Source organism: Methylomonas montana (assembly GCF_030490285.1).
GTDB lineage: Bacteria > Pseudomonadota > Gammaproteobacteria > Methylococcales > Methylomonadaceae > Methylomonas > Methylomonas montana.
Map to the genome: position 1 here is coordinate 2,701,556 of NZ_CP129884.1, position 16,746 is coordinate 2,718,301.

A 16,746-nucleotide genomic window follows, 5' to 3' on the forward strand; every position below is an offset into this window, starting at 1 on the left:
TCATCGACGGACGCGGATAATAACGTATGAATACTATCACCCCAGCTATCCCCTCCTCAGCCTCGGCAAACACAGCAGAGAGTTCTTTCCATACCCTGCCGCTGTCAGCGGATATGCTGGCCACTTTGCAGCAGCTTGAATATCTGACGATGACGCCGATTCAGGCCGCCAGCCTGCCGATCGCATTGGACGGCCACGACCTGATCGCCCAGGCAAAAACCGGTAGCGGCAAAACTGCTGCATTCGGGCTGACTTTGTTGAACAACCTTAACCCACGCCGGTTTGCGGTCCAGGCCTTGGTGTTGTGCCCGACCCGCGAACTGGCCGAACAGGTCACGCAGGAAATCCGCCGACTGGCCCGGTTTGCCGACAATATTAAAATCCTCTCGTTATGCGGCGGCACACCGCTGCGGCCGCAAGCGGCCAGTCTCGAGCACGGCGTCCATATCGTGGTAGGCACACCGGGCCGCATCATCGATCATTTGAGCCGCGGCAGTCTGCAACTGGACGCATTGAATACCCTGGTACTGGACGAAGCCGACCGGATGCTGGACATGGGCTTTTACGATGATATCGCCTCGGTGGCAAAACAATGCCCCGCCGGCCGCCAAACCCTGCTGTTCTCCGCCACCTATCCGGAAGGCATCGCCAGACTGGCCAGCCAGTTTCTGCGCCATCCTCAGGAAGTGAAACTGCCGGAACAGCATCAGGATGACAAGATTCGCCAGCGCTTCTACGAGGTAACAGACCGTGAGCGGCTTAAGGCCGTCGCCGTGTTGCTCAAACATTATCGTCCGATTAGCACCCTGGCCTTCTGCAACACCAAACAGCAATGCCGCGACTTGCTTGAGGTCCTGCATGCCCAAGGTTTTCATGCATTGACTTTGAATGGCGATTTGGAACAGCGGGAGCGGGATCAGGTACTGATTCAGTTCGCCAATCGCAGTTGCTCGGTGCTGGTGGCGACTGACGTGGCGGCGCGCGGGCTGGACATCGCTCAACTGGAAGCGGTGATCAACGTCGACATCACGCCCGATCCGGAAATCCACATTCATCGCATCGGCCGCACCGGCCGCGCCGATGAAAACGGCTGGGCGCTGAGCCTGGTTGGCCCCGCCGAGCAGCGGCGAGTGTCCGCCATCGCCCAGCAGATGAATATCGATCCGGATTGGCACAGCCTGGCGGCGCTGCAAAATACTGATGCCGCACCGTTAACACCGCCAATGGCGACGCTGCTGATACTGGGAGGGCGCAAGGACAAAATCCGCCCCGGCGACGTGCTGGGAGCATTGACCGGCGAAGCCGGCTTCAATGCCGAACAAGTAGGCAAGATCACCGTCACCGATCAAACCACCTTTGTGGCGGTCACCCGCGACATTGCCCGCGACGCAGTGCGCAAACTATCGGCCGGCAAACTGAAGGGTAAACCGGTGAAAGTGCGGATATTGAAGGATTGATCGTTATATAACCGGACTAGCGCGCTAAATCGGGCTGATCGAATTCCCCAAATTTGTTCGCCGGTAATGGTTGGATTGTTGGGTTCACTCGTCGCAAACCCAACAAATTCCTGGCCGAATGCCTTGCTCGACGCTATGTATCACGCAGCTAACAGCGCGTTACCGAGATTGGTATCTGTTTTGCTTGGTTTTTACAGACGCTCCCTTTCCTTACGGAACCCGATGATAAAAGCTGCCAACACATTTGCTGCCTCCTTGCCCACCCTGTCACGCCGACATGGCGGTAAGGATCGATCATGATCCAATTTCCGATCAAACTGGCGGTCGCCAGCAAGGACAATATTTCGATCAACGAGCATTTCGGCCACGCTACAAAGTTTGGCATCTATAACGTTACAGCGGACCACTGTGAACTGTTGGAAAGCCGAGAGGTTGCGCATTACTGTCTGGGCCAGCATTCCGACCAGTCAGCGATGAGCGGTATTCTGGAAGCCATCAAGGATTGCCATGCGGTATTCGTCGCCCGGATCGGCGATGGCCCGACCGAGAAAGTCCATGCCATAGGTGTGCGTGCCGTCTCCGAATATGCCTATGCCGCAGTCGAGGAGTCCTTGCTGGATTATGCCCGACGCACCGCGGCCGGCGAGGACATCGGATGACGCCGGAACGAATCGCCAGCTGGCTGCAAGCCAATCCATTGACACCGATCCATGTCGATTGCGCGGTCACGGTGATGTTGAAAATCCTGGACGGCAAATGCAAAATGCGGCCGGGCGAAAAAGTCGTGATGGCATTGCTGTACGACCAGATCAAATATCTGCCCGGCCAATTCCTGGACGCTGAACTGCATCCTTTAATCGCTTCCGCCCGCGAACTGGGTGATGACGAAGCGCTAAAAAATCTAATCTACGAAAAGCGCCTGCTGGCGGAAACCACGATTTCCCGGCCGGTGATGAAAGGTTTTAAGGCAATGATACGCCAACAAGGCCTGCTGGAAGACAGCCGCGACGACGAAGCCGACGCCTAAAACATCAACAACGCCGGCCGCTCATGCGCTCGGCGGCCAAACACCAAATCACATTTCAGTCGAAAAAATCGAAACTCATCTGCCCACCGACGGTAGGCTTGCGAAACAGATCGGTGCGTAGCGGCGGTAAGGATTTATCCATGCCCAGCTTTTTGCTGATCAACCGAAAGCGCTGGGCAATCAACTCGGCATAGGCTCCGCTGCCGCGCAGGCGCTGATGGAATGTCGGATCATAGGCCTTGCCGTCCCGACTGTCGCGCACCCTGTTCATCACATGCTCGGCCTTCAGCGGATAATGCTGGCGCAGCCATTCCTCGAACAAATCGGCCACTTCCAACGGCAAGCGCAGCAGTATGTATTCGGCGCTGAGCGCGCCAGCCTTGTGTGCGGCGGTGACGATGGCTTCCAGTTCGTAGTCGGTCAACACCGGAATCAGCGGCGCCACCATCACCCCGGCCGGAATACCGACTTCGCGCAAGCGGGCCACGGTTTCCAGTCGCCGTTGCGGGGCGGCGGCGCGCGGTTCCAGCGTCCGTGCCAATGTTCTATTCAGCGTGGTGATCGATAAATATACCGAAACCAAACCTTGCCCGGCCATCTCCTTCAATATATCCAGATCGCGCTCGATCAATGCCGACTTGGTGACGATGCTCAGCGGATGGCGGGTTTCCGCCAGCACTTCCAGAATCTGCCGCATCAACCGATGCTGGCGTTCCAGCGGCTGATAAGGATCGGTATTGGTGCCCAAAGCCAAGGGCGCGCAACGATAATTGCGCTTGCCCAGTTCCTCGCGTAGCAGGCACGCCGCATCGGGTTTGATCAGAATCCGACTCTCGAAATCCAATCCCGCCGAATAGCCCAGATAAGCATGCGTGGGCCGGGCAAAACAATAGATGCAACCATGCTCGCAACCCCGATATGGATTGATGGAGCGGTCGAACGGAATATCCGGCGAATCATTGTAATTGATCAGCGACTTGCTGCTGTCGACGATCACCTCGGTCTGCAACGGCGGCAGTTCCGCGTCCAGACTGCCCCAGCCGTCATCCTCGGCCTGCCCGCTTTGCTTTTCGAAGCGGCCGGTGACATTGCTGATGCTGGCGCGGCCTTTGTGGATCAGGGGTTTGGACATACTGCTCTTAAAATAAGTTAAGCCATATTCATGAGATAATATTTCCATGAAATGTAAACGAGATTCAGACGGCCGGGAAATTGATCACCATACTCTGCAAGTGATGCGACAGCAGGCGGTCAAAGCGGTGAAAAATGGGCAGACGGCGGCCAGTGTGGCGGCAGCGATGGGCGTCAACATTCGCACGGTGTTTCGGTGGTTGTCCGACTTTGCAACCGGCGGTCAAAATGCCCTGCTGGCCAAGAAGATTACGGGCCGCCCACCGCTGGTGACGCCCGACGAAATGCGCTGGATCGCCGAGACCGTGCGGGACAAAACACCCTGGCAAATGAGACTGGAATTTGGCTTGTGGACCTTGTCGCTCATCGGGGAAGTCATCTATCGCCAGTTTGGCAAACGCCTGACCGCGCCGAGTGTGGGACGGATCATGCGGTTGCTGGGGTTTACCCCGCAAAAACCCTTGTATCGGGCTTGGCAGCAGGACCCGGTCTTGGTGGAACAGTGGCAGGCCGACGAGTTTCCGGCATTGAAGGCTGAAGCCAAACGCACGGGTGCAGTGATTTATTTTGCCGACGAAGCCGGCGTGCGCTCCGACTTTCATGCTGGCACCACCTGGGCGCCGGTCGGTCGGACGCCGACCGTGAAGGCGACCGGGCGACGATATGGTTTGAATCTGATCTCTGCGGTCAGTGCGCGGGGCGATTTTCGCTTTATGGTGCAAGAAGGCAACGTCACAGCCGACGTGTTTATCGAATTCCTGAAACGTCTGCTGCGCGGTGCCGAACAGCCTATCATCTTGGTCGTCGACGGCCATCCGATTCACAAAGCCAAGAGCGTTAAAACGTTTGTGGAGCAACAGCAAGGTCAGTTGCAGTTGGTTTTTCTACCACCGTACGCGCCGCAATTGAATCCGGACGAACAGGTCTGGGGCTATATCAAACCGCGCGTCGCCAAGCAAATGCCAGAAAATAAAATTGAATTAAAGAAACTCGTCCAATCCGCCATGCATCGCTTACAGAAACTCCCACATGTCGTGAAATCTTTTTTCAGACACCCAGAATGTCAATATGCAGGTTAGTGACAATACTTTCTTTAAGAGCAGTAACATGGTCGAACAATATGAATACTGAAACTGCAATCTACAACGGCTTAGCACAGGTTTCAAGCAACGCCGCTTATCGACAAATGAATTTACTTGCGCCAAGTCAATATCCAAAACACAAGCCAAACAGTCATTTAATATTTATTAATTTGGCCGCATTGATTTTCTAGCTTATTTTTCTCACGCTTCAAATTACTGCATATTAAGCCAGTAAATTAGCCATCACCCAGGTTCTTATCAAAACGATATTTCGTACTTCGCGCGACATATCGTGCCGAAACGATTACGTACCAGTTCGCCTCGCCGCCGGCTTCCGCCAAATACCTACAAATAAAATAGATAAAAAACATAAAGTTAGATTGTTTTTACACAACCCAATCATCACTGGCACAAGAATTGGCTATGAATCCATGTAATACATTTTTTTAAATAACGACAAACCGTTAAAAAGCTTAACTTTAAAAATTAGTAAGCGGTATGTTGATGGAAAGATACAAAATCTCTCAATTGACTACCGTTAAATAATTACGGGATGTCTGTATTTTTTATTACCCGACAAACCTAATCAAATAAAGAGGTATTAATATGGATTCAATTAAATTTAAAAAGCGCTTCGATAGCGATATTAAGACCATACCGTCAATCACATCGGGATCGATAAACCATCGCGGCAGGCTTTCCAGTGTGGCATTGGCGATTACATTGTTGCTCGGCGCACATTCAGGATCTGCTTGGGCCGCTGCTTTCGATGGCAATATTGTGATTCACGGCTCGGCGGAGTTCGACAGCTTAGGCGCCCCATCGGCACCGATTAATGCCACGCAAAGCGGCTCGTTGACTAGCATCATTGGCGGTGCGACGGCGACCACTACCTTGAGTGGGGCGACAATCACCGGTGCCGATCCGCTGACGGGTAATTTGACAAATATTGGCGATGGGTTCGGGATTGATTTTAACGCCAGCGGAAACTCCACAAACGGCGCTTCAGTGGTTAACCCTTTATTCGGCGACTATACGTTTTCGCTGCAAAACAATTCAGCCTTGGATAGCTTCCTGGTCAGTCTGAAATTTCAATTCAGTTTTCAAGCCAGCGCCACCGATACGGTAAGGTCTACTACCGACAATGGCGAATTTGCCGAATCACTAGTAACGCTGCATAAACAAGATGGCACGGAGTTGCTATTTGCGAAAGCGCTTTCCGATACCATCAATGGCAATCAGCAATTTCTGTTCACCAATAACCTGGTCGATTCCGCTGCCGGCTTTGGCGGCACATTGACCGATGGCGGTTTCTTGCTGTTGACGTTTCTGTTAAATCCCGGTGATTTAATCAATTTAGGCGATAGCGCAGCCGAAGTATCGTTACGCGGCTCCGCCGATTCCGGTAGTTTCTTTGGCAACGTCTCGACCCTGATTACCGTCGATTCGGTCGTAAATCAACGCATTTCGACGGTCCCTGAACCGGAAAGCTTAACCTTGCTGGCTATCGGCTTTATTTCGCTATTCGCATCCAAACGCCGCGCCAACGTTTCTTTCGCTAACATCTAATATAGGTAACTATCATGTCAAAACCAACATTCAAACCACTATTAAAACTGGCCATGATCGCCATCACCGGATTACCGCTATCCGCCTCGGCTTGCGGTTCCGACCCCTTTCTGGGCGAAATTTGCACATTCACTTATAACTTCTGCCCCCGCGGTTATTTGGAAGCAGCCGGACAGACCCTGAGCATTCAGCAAAATACAGCCTTGTTTGCGTTATTGGGTACGCAGTATGGTGGCGATGGGGTGCAGACGTTCGCGCTGCCGGATCTGCGCGGCCGTTCTCCGGTCGGGGACGGGCAAGGTCCGGGGCTATCGCCTATCCAGGTCGGCGAAGAAACCGGTTCGGAATTTGTCACCATACTCCCAAACCAAATGCCCGCGCACAACCACACAGCACAAACCAACGTGACCATGTCTGCTTCGATTAATGCGGTAAGCAGTGCCGGCAACACGACCAATCCGTCCGGAAAAGTATTGGCGGCTTCGGCATCCAGGGATAACCTATATTCGAACGCAACGCCTAATACGTCGCTAGACCCAGGCGCCATCAGCACTTCAGCATCGGCAACGACCCAAGTAGGCATTGCGGGAGGAAACCAGCCCCTTTACGTTCGTTCGCCTGTTTTGGGTATCAAATACTGTGTAGCCACACAAGGTATTTTTCCTTCCCGAAATTAGCGGCTGGAATCGGATAGGTCTCGCCTGCTTTGCCCTGTTTGTTGGCACAAAATTGGCGAGGATCCGCCGACACTCATAGTTCCCACGACCCAGCGCGGGAACTATGAAACCAGGCAAAAACCTTCGATAGATGGGACAACCGGTAGATCCTGGGTGCGAACGACCCAAATTCAAGGCGCGGCAACGCAAATAAAAACCGGTTTAGCCGAGTTTAAATCCCACATAAAAACCGCCCGCACCACTAACGCCCCGACTGGTAAATACCGCCAAACGGTCCAGCAAGAAACTGCCGGACTCCTTGGCAGCCTCAGCGGCGGAACTGGCCGCATTTTCCAAAGCCAGATTATTGATGTTGATCAGGTCGTAATATTCGGCAGCGAACAAAATCACGACAATCGCTCCACCCACGAACAAAGCCGTGCGCAGCATTTTTTTGGCAAAATAGCCTACCGCCATCCCCAGAATAAACGGCGCGCCTATATTACCCAGCAGGAAGGCCTCGGAAAAAATGTCGTTGGAAGCGTGTGTTTCAATGGCGTTGTTCATAAAATCCAGTCGTAAATCATTAAAAAATCGCCGATGATTTTATAACGAATCCGGCCCAAGCTACGAATTGCCAAGGACTGAGATATTCTGATACTGGAGTCTGGAAGCCATAGCCCCTTACACCAATCCCAGATGGCTGGCGATGCCGGTAATTTCCGAGTCGGTAACCGCGATGCCAAAGTCATTACGCACTAGTGAACCCAAGTGTTCGGCGGTTTCGACGACGATACTGGTCTGCTCGCCGGCGCGGACCTTAGTAAAGTTGTTATTGAACAGCTGAATCCAGCCGGATTCGGTGTTGCGGCACAGCAGCAGATTTTGCGCCAGCAGCGATTGGTCCCAGGTAGCGCACAACACGTTCGCCGCATCCAGATCACAGCGCCGCACCGTGGCCCGGTCGAAACTGTACAGGGCGAACCAGTCGCCGTCCTGGCGGCGTTCCAGTACGCTCTCGTCGCTGTGGTCTTCGTAGCGGATTCGGAAGATGTTGTGCCCCTGTTGCTGCTCGCGCTCGGTTCCCAAAACTAAAGGGTGAAAGTGGCTCGGCCCGCCGAAGCCGGCGTCCACCAGCCAGGATTGGCTTTCCGCTTCGACAATATAGGCCAAATGATGGCGGGGACCGCCTTCGCTACGTCCCATCCGCACACGGGCCATGATGGGCTGATAAGCAAAACCCAGTTCATCGAGTGCCAGCCCCAATAGACCGTTCAATTCAAAACAATAGCCACCGCGGCCGTTGTCGAGGATTTTTTCGACCAAGGCAGGCGTTTCCAGCTCGGGTATCACACCCAACAGCGGGTTGATGTTTTCGAAGGCGATAGCGCTCAGTTGCGCCCGCTGTAATTGCGCCAGACCGGCTACGGTTGGCTCGGGTTTGTCGAGAGCGATGCGCTGTAAATAGTCGTTTAACTGAAAAGTCATGTTGCCAAATCACGATGAATTGAATGGAATTGCCTGCGTGCTGCATCAGGCGACGGTATTATCGCATTCATTATTGGGCCGTTTGGATCATCCTGCAAGCAGTTAGGCGGATTTGAATAGCGGCCTTTGCCGAAGAAAACCGAAGGAAACTAGCACAGATGGCGGATGGTCCTTCTCAAATAACGCATTCGATGCCTGAGTGTCCGGTTTCCCAAGCGCCCGTTTGGGAAGCCGGATGTCTGCAGCTTCCAACTCATTTCCGATCACTGGAAAACACGAATATCGTGCTGTTGTGCATTACATTCAACCATGCATTAGTTTGGCTGATCGATACTGTGCTGATTTCGTCTGATACCCAACAAACCCAGCAATCCTGTCAAAAACATCCAGACCGCGCCAGGTAATGGCACTGCGGCCACATCGCCGCCGCGCACCACCCAGGCCGATAACGTGGTGTTGTCTTTCAATTGCGTGCCGCCGGCACTGGAGTAAAAACTGAATATACGTGCGCTATAGGGCGTGGTGTTATGCTCGGTGCCCGACCAATAGTAATGGCCGGATTGATCGTTGATATTAGCAAACAGGCCGTAATTGGCGTTATGCACCAAGCTAATGGGGCGCCCCGCAATGCCACCCAGCTCGTTATAGAACAAATGCCCATACTCACTGGTGCTGTCGTAACCTGTTGTTGTTGCAGGAATAGTCGGCAAGCGCCAGTCGCTATAGCCACCGTATTCGATGTTGTTCAGATATCCAACCCAAGCTTGAGCGCCAAACCAGCTCAGATTACCGGTCGAGGTATTGAAATCCGCTGCGGTCAGGTCGTGATAACCGCTATTGGCCGGCGTATCGTATTTGTTGGGCGTATCGTAAACTCGTCCACCTACGGCACTGATGATGCTGTTGACAAAATTCGCCGCATCGCCCGATACCACGGCCCAGGTTTTAAACATACTGGCGTCGCGGCTCCAACTGATACCCAGATCGTCGTCGTAATAGGCTTCGAAGGTGTCGGCATTGTTATCGACGCCCGCCCCGGTCAGACTGCGGCCCAATAAGGACGCTTCCACCGAATGGCTGCTAAGAAAAATCGCCAGGCTCAACGGCGCTAGCAAATGATGATTCTTCATGTTCGTTATCTCACGGAAGTTAAAATAGACTGATCTGCCGCACGGCCTTGGTACGGCGTACGTGCGGCTTCAGCGCTATTTTCAATATCTGAACACGGGACGTCATCACCCGAAAGAGCCATTGGAGAAGGGAAAAATGGGCCATACGCCTGTCGCTACGGCAGTTTGCAAATGGCAAATTTGGATTCGCCCCCGGACGGGCTGTCGATTTAATTGCGGCTATCGCCGTGATCGCGCCACCAGGCAGCCGCCTGGCCGCGAGTGACAACCTCGAGTTTGCCGAGAATGTTGGCGACATGGCGTTTGACGGTATGCGGACTCAAGCCGAAAATCCGGGCGATCTGCTTGTTGCTGTCGCCGGCGGCGATGCGTTGCAGCACGTCGATCTCGCGCTCGGTCAATGAAGACTCGGCATTGCCGACGTTTTTTTCTGCCGGCGCCGCTACGGATTGCCAGCCGTCCAGCCTGGCCAGTATAGGCTGGTAGCGGTCGCGTTCCGCGCTTGGGATTAGCGCCAATAGTCGGCTCAGCGGTTGGCGCGGCTCCAGCAAGAGAGGGCCGATACAGTCTTCGTGCAGGGCTTCCGCCAACACCGGTTCGAACATCGCCCAGGCTGCAGCCGGGTCGTCCTGGGCCAGACGCAACAGCGCGAGACTAACCGCCGGCGTACTCATAAAAGCCGGCAGGCGCCAGCGTTGATAAAATGCCTGCGCGCGCACCAGTTCCGCTTCGGCCTCTTCCAGCCGTCCCTCCAACAACGCGATCTGGCCCAAGACTAATGCGCGGCCGGTGTCAACCATCGGCCATTCGGCAGGCTGTCTGACGAGAACCAACTCCGGCCCCAGTTGGGCAAGCCCCTCGGCGTCTTGTGCGACCCAATAAACACAGGCCAGATTGATGACGGCGACCCGCCGCCAGCTGGGGGCCAGGGAGCCGAACTCTACCGAATCGACGATCTGTAGATTGCGCCGCTCCATGGCCACGGCCTGATCAAACTCGCCGCCGGCCGCCAATATCCAGCCGCTTAGCTGATGAAAATCCAGCCACAGCGCCGGCAACGCCGCCATGCGCTGCTGGAAACGGGACTGCTCGGCTAATGCGGCGAGTACCGCCGTTTTTTCGCCATGCCAGAAAGCCGGCCAGGCGCTGTGCACCATCGCCTCCACCTGCCAATGCACGGCTTGCTGCTCACTCCAGGCCGAGCACAGTTCGCGCAGCCGCCCAAGCGGTGCCAGCGTTTCCGGAATCCCATAAAAGAAACCGTTGAACAGATCGCTAATCGATGGATACAAGGTAGCCGGATCGGCTTCGACCGCATCAACGATGGCATGCAGGACCGAGGCGACGTTTTGCGGCCGACCATCGGCCAGCGCCTGCCAGGCGCGCAAGGCATGAATGGCCGTGCGCAAATGCAGATCGAGTTCGAGGTTGTCGGCCTCGTCCAGCAGCCGGGCGCAGTATTCCAGATTACCGTTGTTATGTACGCTACGCGCCAGAATCAGCAGCGTCCTGGCCAGATTTGGGCTGTCTCCCTGTCGGCGAAAGCCCGCACAAGCTCGTTCCAAAGGCTCGCGCATGCCGATAAAGTCGTAGCAGGCCCAGCGACACATCCCCTGCAGGCTGGCCAGTTCCGGATATTGCTCCGACATCGGCTGCGGCAACAGCCCTATCCAGCGCTCGATCAGCGCATAACCGCCTTCCGCCAACAACGGCTCGGCGCAACGCAGAATCAAGGCCACCGCTTCGTCCCAGTGGCGGGCCTTGAGCCAGTGCATCACCGCACGCGGCGTGACTGGTTCGGCCGCTGCGGCCCTGGCGTGCAACTCCTCAGGCAAACCGGAATGACGCAATTCCAGTTCGCCTTGCAGGTAATCGCGAAACAAATCGTGCAGCCGCAGCACCGGCGCTCTGTCGTCGAGCACGGTCAGAAACAGATTGCGCCGGTACAATTCCTCGAGCGCGAGGCGGGCGTCACCTCGCCCGCTGACAACGGCGCAACGCCGTGGGTCGAGTTCCGGCAGGATGGAACAATGCAACAGAAAATCGCGTAAATCCTGCGGCAATTCTGCCAGCACCTCGGCGGCGAAATAATCGAACAAATGCCGGGAGGCCCGAACGCCGACAAATTCCAGGCCCGACGCCAGTCTGCCACCCGCCGCACCGAACATCAGTTGCAGACCGGCTGCCCAGCCCTCGGTGCGCGTCAAGGCCTGCCGGACCATGTCCGGAGACACGTCGCCGGCCCAACGGGCATTAGCGAGAGCAAGCGCTTCGGATTCGTTGAACTGGAGATCGGTCAGGAACAGTTCGCCCAGTTCGGCATGCGCGCGCCAACGGGACAGGGACAAGGCCGGCGGCTCGACGCGCGATCCGATCACCAATCCCACTTCCGGCGGCAATCGATCTATCAACTCGTCGAGCAGGCGCAGTGCGCCATTGTCATTGATGCGATGCAGATCGTCGGCGATCAGCCGCAACCGTCCGCTCCGGTAACTGCACAAGGCATTGACCAATCCAGCCACCGCGGCGCGCGCGCCGGAACCGCCGCTGTCCACTTGCGAAGCCAGTATCTGCGGAGCGACCGGCCACTTCAGTGCAAGTTTATCCAGAGCGCCTAGTAAAGAGACAAACAGGCGGTTGGGGTAATTGTCGTCTTCGTCCAGGGACAGCCACAGGCTTTCGACGCCATCCTCGGCGTCGGCCAACTGAGCCAGCAGAGTGCTCTTGCCGAAACCGGCCGGCGCACAGACTAGCGTCACCCGGTGCTGATCGCTCAATGATTGCAGGCGTTGCAGCAAGGCCGGCCGCGAAACGATGCTTGTCCGCAATTGTGGGGCGCGAAATTTGGTAACCGCCGCGGAACTCCAGACCGGCAATGCCTCTATCGTGCTCAGATTGTCGGTTGCGGAGTAAGAGATACTATCCTGATACATGGAAAAATAGGGTCTGGCAATCGTTGCCGTTACAATTGCTCGTCATTATTAGACGCCGGTAGGTATCGCCAGCCCGGCAAACACGGCACCGAACGGAATCTGTGAAAAGACATGGACAGTTTACAGCCAAGCCGTTGATAGTTATCGAGCAGGCGGCCGGGTCATAGTACTAGCGGTTCCTGTCCAGGCCCGAAGCTCGATACCCGGCGATTGCCGCCTTGCTAACGGCCGCGAAGTTCTTATGCCTGACCATTTTAATCATGGCCGCAGTGTATAGCGTGGCATTTAGGCGGTCAACCGCCTACAGTTTATGGCGATAAACTGAAAATCGATGCCCGACACATAGTCCTTAATCCTGTGCGTAAAGTTATGCGGGCTTGAAGGAATTGACCAACACAAAGTTTGGCTCTCGACACTAACGCCTGAAAACAGGCAAGACCTTGAATTTTCAGGGTGTCCGCTTTGATCGGAACGACAAAACAGGTTGAATCAAGCATATTCAGGTCTGATCCAGCTCCTTGGCTTTCGGTTCGCTCGCGGTGGCCAATGGGATCAAGTAACGCCCGCTGCGTATCACCAATGTAAATAACAATGTGAAAACCACAAACTCGACAGGTAGCAAGCCAAGAATTCCGGCCAATAAGCACAACGTCGCAGCCAAGCCGCTACCGCGATTTTTAAATGCATTCATTTCGCCGCTAGACTGTTTTCAGTTGTTTAGTCGGTACGGTTCAACTATATCGGCTAATAAACAATCCACAATACCGGATTATATTGATGAGTAGTTTCAATATATGAAACTACCAGCACCGGACGGCTATGGCGTGGCTGATTTCGGAACAAGGCTTGCCCTGTAGAAAGCTCAATCGCGAGTTGCCAAAGCCACCGCCGTCATGCGGCCACCTGCCTTTCCAGCTGCTCTTGCTCGGCGATGGCCTGCAAATCGATGACCCTATCCACCGAAGCGATGGTTTCCGGGCGATGGGCGATGATGATGCGGGTTAATTTTAGTTGTTGTACCGCGCCGTTGACCAGCCTTTCCCGAGCCACATCCAGATGGCTGGTGGCTTCGTCCAGCACCAGGATTTTCGGGCGCTTGTATAGGGCCCTGGCCAGCAACACCCGCTGCTTCTGGCCGCCGGACAGCACCGTGCCCATGTCGCCGATCAAGGTGTTGTAAGTCATAGGCATCGCGGCGATGTCCTGATGCACGGCAGCGAGTTGCGCGCAGGTTTCGATCCTGGCCTGATCCGGCTCTGGATCGAAAAAGCAGATATTGTCGGCAATCGAGCCGGCGAATAGTTGATCTTCCTGCATCACCGCCGCCACCATGTTGCGGTAATCATGGGCATTGATTTGGCTCAAGCGCACGCCACCGATCAGGATTTCCCCGCCCGTGGGTTGCAGCAGGCCCAGAATCAGCTTGGCCAGCGTGGTTTTGCCGTAACCGGAAGGACCGACGATCGCCACCGACTCGCCGGCGGTAAAATCCAGATTCAGGTTTTTCAAGACCGGCGGCTCGGACGGCGCGTAACTGAAATTCAGATTGCGGATCTGGATGGACGCCGGCAGGTCGGCGTGGCTGCTGCCGTCGAATGGATCGGCTTCGGTTTCCGCCAGCGCAACATCGGCGACCCGTTCGGTGTGCAGACCCAGCATTTTGAATTCGATGCCTTTTTCAATGAAGCTGCCGACCCGGTGTGTAAACTGGTCTTTGAACGACATGAACGCAAACAGCATTCCCACCGAGAAACCGCCGTCCAGGATAAACAAGGCGCCCATCCAGATTACCGCGATGTTCTCGACGCCGAACAGCAGGCTGTTCAACGCCCGATAGACGATGTTCAGTTTCTGCACGCGGATGCCGGCATTGAAATGATCGACCATCAGATTTTGATAGCCGCTGCGGCGCTGCAACTGCCGGTTGAATAGTTTGACGCTCTGCATGCCGCGCACGGTTTCCAGCAGATTGGTCTGCTGCTTGGCGGAGCGCAGGATTTGTTCCTCAGTCGCGGCGCGTAGCGGCGTGAACAGACCCAGCCGTAACAGACCGTACAACAGAGCAGCCAGGCTGACGACGGCCGCCAGCTTCCAACTGTAGATCAACATCATTGCCAGCGTCACCAACGCCATCGCGCCATCGACGATCGCTTCCAGAAAGCTGGTCGTTAATGTCCTCTGAATGACGTTCAAGGATTCGAAACGGGAGACGATGTCGCCGAGATGACGTTTCTCGAAAAAACTCATCGGCAATTGCAATAAATGCCCGAACAGATTGCTCATCATCTGTAGATTGACTGAGGTGCTGAGCACCATGACCACCCATGACCGTAGCGCGGTAATCGCGGTCTGTATCAAAGCCAGCAATAAAAACCCCAAGCCCAGCACCGTCAGCAGATTACTGTCACGGGCGACGACCGCGTTATCGACCACCAGTTGCATAAAAAAAGGCGCTACGATTGCAAATACTTCGATGGCCGCGGCCAATAAAATGATTTGCAAGGTAGCGCTGGAGGCACCGTCCAACTGGCCGATTAGGCGGAAAAGCTTGATTTGCTGGCGTTCGGTTTTCGGGGTGAAAGCCTGAGTGGGCGCCAATTCCAGGGCGATCCCGGTGAAATGTTTGGAGACTTCGGTATAGGGCAGATTCAGCATACCCTTGGCCGGATCTTTTAGCGTCGCCACGCCGCGCTTGACCTGGGTCAACACCACGAAATGGTTGAAATCCCAGTGCAGAACAGCCGGCAGGCTGAGTTTGCTCAATTCGTTCAGATCGACCCGCACCGGCCGGGAGGCCAGATGCAATTGATCGGCGATCCTGATCAGATGATTCAGCGTCGAGCCTTTCAATGACATCGAAAATTTCTGCCGCAGACTGGCCAAATCGACTCTGTGGCCGTGATAGGAGGCGATCATCGCCAGACAGGCCAGGCCACATTCGGCGGCTTCGGTTTGCAGAATCAGCGGCGCTTTCTTACGGCCGGAAAAGTCCAAAAGGTTTTGCATACTCATCGTTAAACCCGTCCAATGACACTATAAAGAGGGTCGAATACCCAATCGATCAGGCACCGGTGATCCAGCCAGATGTCGGCATCCAACAACATGCCGGCTTGCAATGGAATATCCTGCCGGTAGGCCTGTACCGTCTGTTTGTCGATGTCCACGGTGACCCGGTACACCGATTCCTGCAACGTGACCGGCAAGTCGGCATCTTTCGGGGTAATCAGGGTTTTGGCGATTTCGACGATCTGGCCCCGATGACTGCCGAAGCGTTGGTACGGAAACGCCTGGTAACGCACCGATACGGTCTGGCCGTGTTCGACAAAGCCGACGGCGCTGGAAGGCACCAGCAACTGAGCCTGCAACTTCGCGCCGGCCGGCAGGATGGACAGCAACGGATTGGCGGTGTTGGCATTCTGGCCCTGCTCGGCGAGTATCGCCGTCACGGTGCCATCGTGCGGCGCGGTGATGACGATATTGCGCCGCGATTCGGATTCGGTGATGTTTTGGGTCAGCGTGGAAATATTGCGTTCGATCGCCGCGCGCTGATTCTTGAACTTCATCTGGCTGCTGTCTACTTCCAGTTGCGCGGAGCGGATATCGCGTTGCAGGCCCATCTGCACTCGTTGCAGGGCCAGCAGTTTGGCCTGATGATCCAGCCATTCGTCCCGTTTTTGCTGAATTTGTACCGCGGACACAAATTTTGTCTCCAGCAGTTGCTGGTAACGCTGCGAAGTCGCCGCCGCCCCGGCCAGGCGTTGCTGCTGGGTGTCGATCTCGCTGTTGACCTGTTGCAGTTCCCGCTGCAAGCCATGCAGGCGATCCAGCAGCGAACGGTATTGAATCTGGTCGATTTCGGCTTGTTTGATCAGTTCGGTTTCCAGGCTTTCGCGGCGCTGCTTCAGTTGCTCTATCGCCGCAGCCTGGGCTTGCGGGGTTTCCCGCGAACTGCTTTCCGTCGATAGCACGAACAAGGTATCGCCAGTCTTGACGATTTGGCCTTCACGCACGTGTTTTTCGATCAAGGTGCCCGCCTGTGGCGCGTAAACCTTGATCAAACCCATGCTCGGCGACAGATAGCCGTTGACATGGGATTTGCGGGTGTACTCGCCCCAAAACGCAAACACCACCAATACCCCCGCGCAGAACACCGCCAAAGTGGTGAGTAAGGCAAACGACAAAGACTCCACGCGAATCACCTCCCCGAGCGGCTTGTCTTTTTTAAAGTCCAAGGCCTGTTGTCGAAATAACTCGTGTTTCATCTCGTCGTTTC

The 16,746-nt window shown here is 55.2% G+C and carries 14 protein-coding genes; 6 read left to right on the forward strand and 8 right to left on the reverse strand.

Annotated elements, in window-relative coordinates:
• The first annotated feature begins 26 nt into the window (after positions 1 to 26).
• The 3 genes from dbpA to QZJ86_RS12545 all read left to right on the forward strand — a co-directional run bounded on the left by dbpA (position 27) and on the right by QZJ86_RS12545 (position 2,484).
• Entirely contained in the window at positions 27 to 1,457 is a 1,431-nt protein-coding gene (dbpA, locus tag QZJ86_RS12535; RefSeq protein ID WP_301670758.1) for an ATP-dependent RNA helicase DbpA, read from the forward strand.
• A gap of 296 nt (positions 1,458 to 1,753) precedes the next feature.
• A complete protein-coding gene (locus tag QZJ86_RS12540) occupies positions 1,754 to 2,116 on the forward strand; it encodes a NifB/NifX family molybdenum-iron cluster-binding protein (protein ID WP_301670759.1) in 363 nt (120 codons plus the stop codon).
• Positions 2,113 to 2,484 carry a hypothetical protein gene (locus QZJ86_RS12545; RefSeq protein WP_301670760.1) on the forward strand — a complete coding sequence of 124 codons (372 nt, stop codon included), beginning with the start codon at positions 2,113 to 2,115 and terminating at the stop codon, positions 2,482 to 2,484. Before QZJ86_RS12540 ends, QZJ86_RS12545 begins: the two co-directional genes overlap by 4 nt.
• A 55-nt stretch (positions 2,485 to 2,539) precedes the next feature.
• Here QZJ86_RS12545 and QZJ86_RS12550 read toward each other — a convergent pair whose 3' ends face one another.
• Positions 2,540 to 3,616 carry a PA0069 family radical SAM protein gene (locus tag QZJ86_RS12550; protein ID WP_301670761.1) on the reverse strand — a complete coding sequence of 359 codons (1,077 nt, stop codon included), beginning with the start codon at positions 3,614 to 3,616 and terminating at the stop codon, positions 2,540 to 2,542.
• A gap of 46 nt (positions 3,617 to 3,662) precedes the next feature.
• Between QZJ86_RS12550 and QZJ86_RS12555 the strand changes: the two genes are divergently transcribed.
• From QZJ86_RS12555 to QZJ86_RS12565, 3 genes are all read left to right on the forward strand, one after another.
• Positions 3,663 to 4,694 carry an IS630 family transposase gene (locus QZJ86_RS12555; protein WP_301670762.1) on the forward strand — a complete coding sequence of 344 codons (1,032 nt, stop codon included), beginning with the start codon at positions 3,663 to 3,665 and terminating at the stop codon, positions 4,692 to 4,694.
• Between the two features lie 609 nt (positions 4,695 to 5,303).
• Positions 5,304 to 6,266: a PEP-CTERM sorting domain-containing protein gene (locus QZJ86_RS12560; protein ID WP_301670763.1), complete on the forward strand. Its 963-nt coding sequence runs from the start codon at positions 5,304 to 5,306 to the stop codon at positions 6,264 to 6,266.
• A gap of 14 nt (positions 6,267 to 6,280) precedes the next feature.
• Positions 6,281 to 6,943, forward strand: coding sequence for a phage tail protein (locus tag QZJ86_RS12565; RefSeq protein WP_301670764.1), 663 nt, complete (start codon positions 6,281 to 6,283; stop codon positions 6,941 to 6,943).
• A gap of 201 nt (positions 6,944 to 7,144) precedes the next feature.
• Here QZJ86_RS12565 and QZJ86_RS12570 read toward each other — a convergent pair whose 3' ends face one another.
• The 7 genes from QZJ86_RS12570 to QZJ86_RS12600 all read right to left on the reverse strand — a co-directional run bounded on the left by QZJ86_RS12570 (position 7,145) and on the right by QZJ86_RS12600 (position 16,735).
• Complete coding sequence (locus tag QZJ86_RS12570) at positions 7,145 to 7,489, reverse strand: FUN14 domain-containing protein (protein WP_301670765.1); 345 nt, start codon at positions 7,487 to 7,489, stop codon at positions 7,145 to 7,147.
• Between the two features lie 117 nt (positions 7,490 to 7,606).
• On the reverse strand, positions 7,607 to 8,410 hold the full coding sequence (locus QZJ86_RS12575) for an arylamine N-acetyltransferase family protein (RefSeq protein WP_301670766.1): 804 nt from the start codon (positions 8,408 to 8,410) through the stop codon (positions 7,607 to 7,609).
• A 314-nt stretch (positions 8,411 to 8,724) separates the two neighbouring features.
• Entirely contained in the window at positions 8,725 to 9,540 is an 816-nt protein-coding gene (locus tag QZJ86_RS12580) for an Lcl domain-containing protein (protein ID WP_301670767.1), read from the reverse strand.
• A 209-nt stretch (positions 9,541 to 9,749) separates the two neighbouring features.
• On the reverse strand, positions 9,750 to 12,473 hold the full coding sequence (locus tag QZJ86_RS12585) for a LuxR C-terminal-related transcriptional regulator (RefSeq protein WP_301670768.1): 2,724 nt from the start codon (positions 12,471 to 12,473) through the stop codon (positions 9,750 to 9,752).
• A gap of 499 nt (positions 12,474 to 12,972) precedes the next feature.
• Positions 12,973 to 13,164 (reverse strand): hypothetical protein, encoded by a 192-nt coding sequence (locus QZJ86_RS12590; RefSeq protein ID WP_301670769.1) that lies wholly within the window; start codon positions 13,162 to 13,164, stop codon positions 12,973 to 12,975.
• Between the two features lie 200 nt (positions 13,165 to 13,364).
• The gene (locus QZJ86_RS12595) at positions 13,365 to 15,479 is read right to left on the reverse strand and encodes a peptidase domain-containing ABC transporter (protein WP_301670770.1); all 2,115 of its coding nucleotides are present in this window, start codon (positions 15,477 to 15,479) and stop codon (positions 13,365 to 13,367) included.
• 8 nt (positions 15,480 to 15,487) lie between these two features.
• The gene (locus tag QZJ86_RS12600) at positions 15,488 to 16,735 is read right to left on the reverse strand and encodes an HlyD family secretion protein (RefSeq protein WP_301670771.1); all 1,248 of its coding nucleotides are present in this window, start codon (positions 16,733 to 16,735) and stop codon (positions 15,488 to 15,490) included.
• Positions 16,736 to 16,746: the final 11 nt, after the last annotated feature.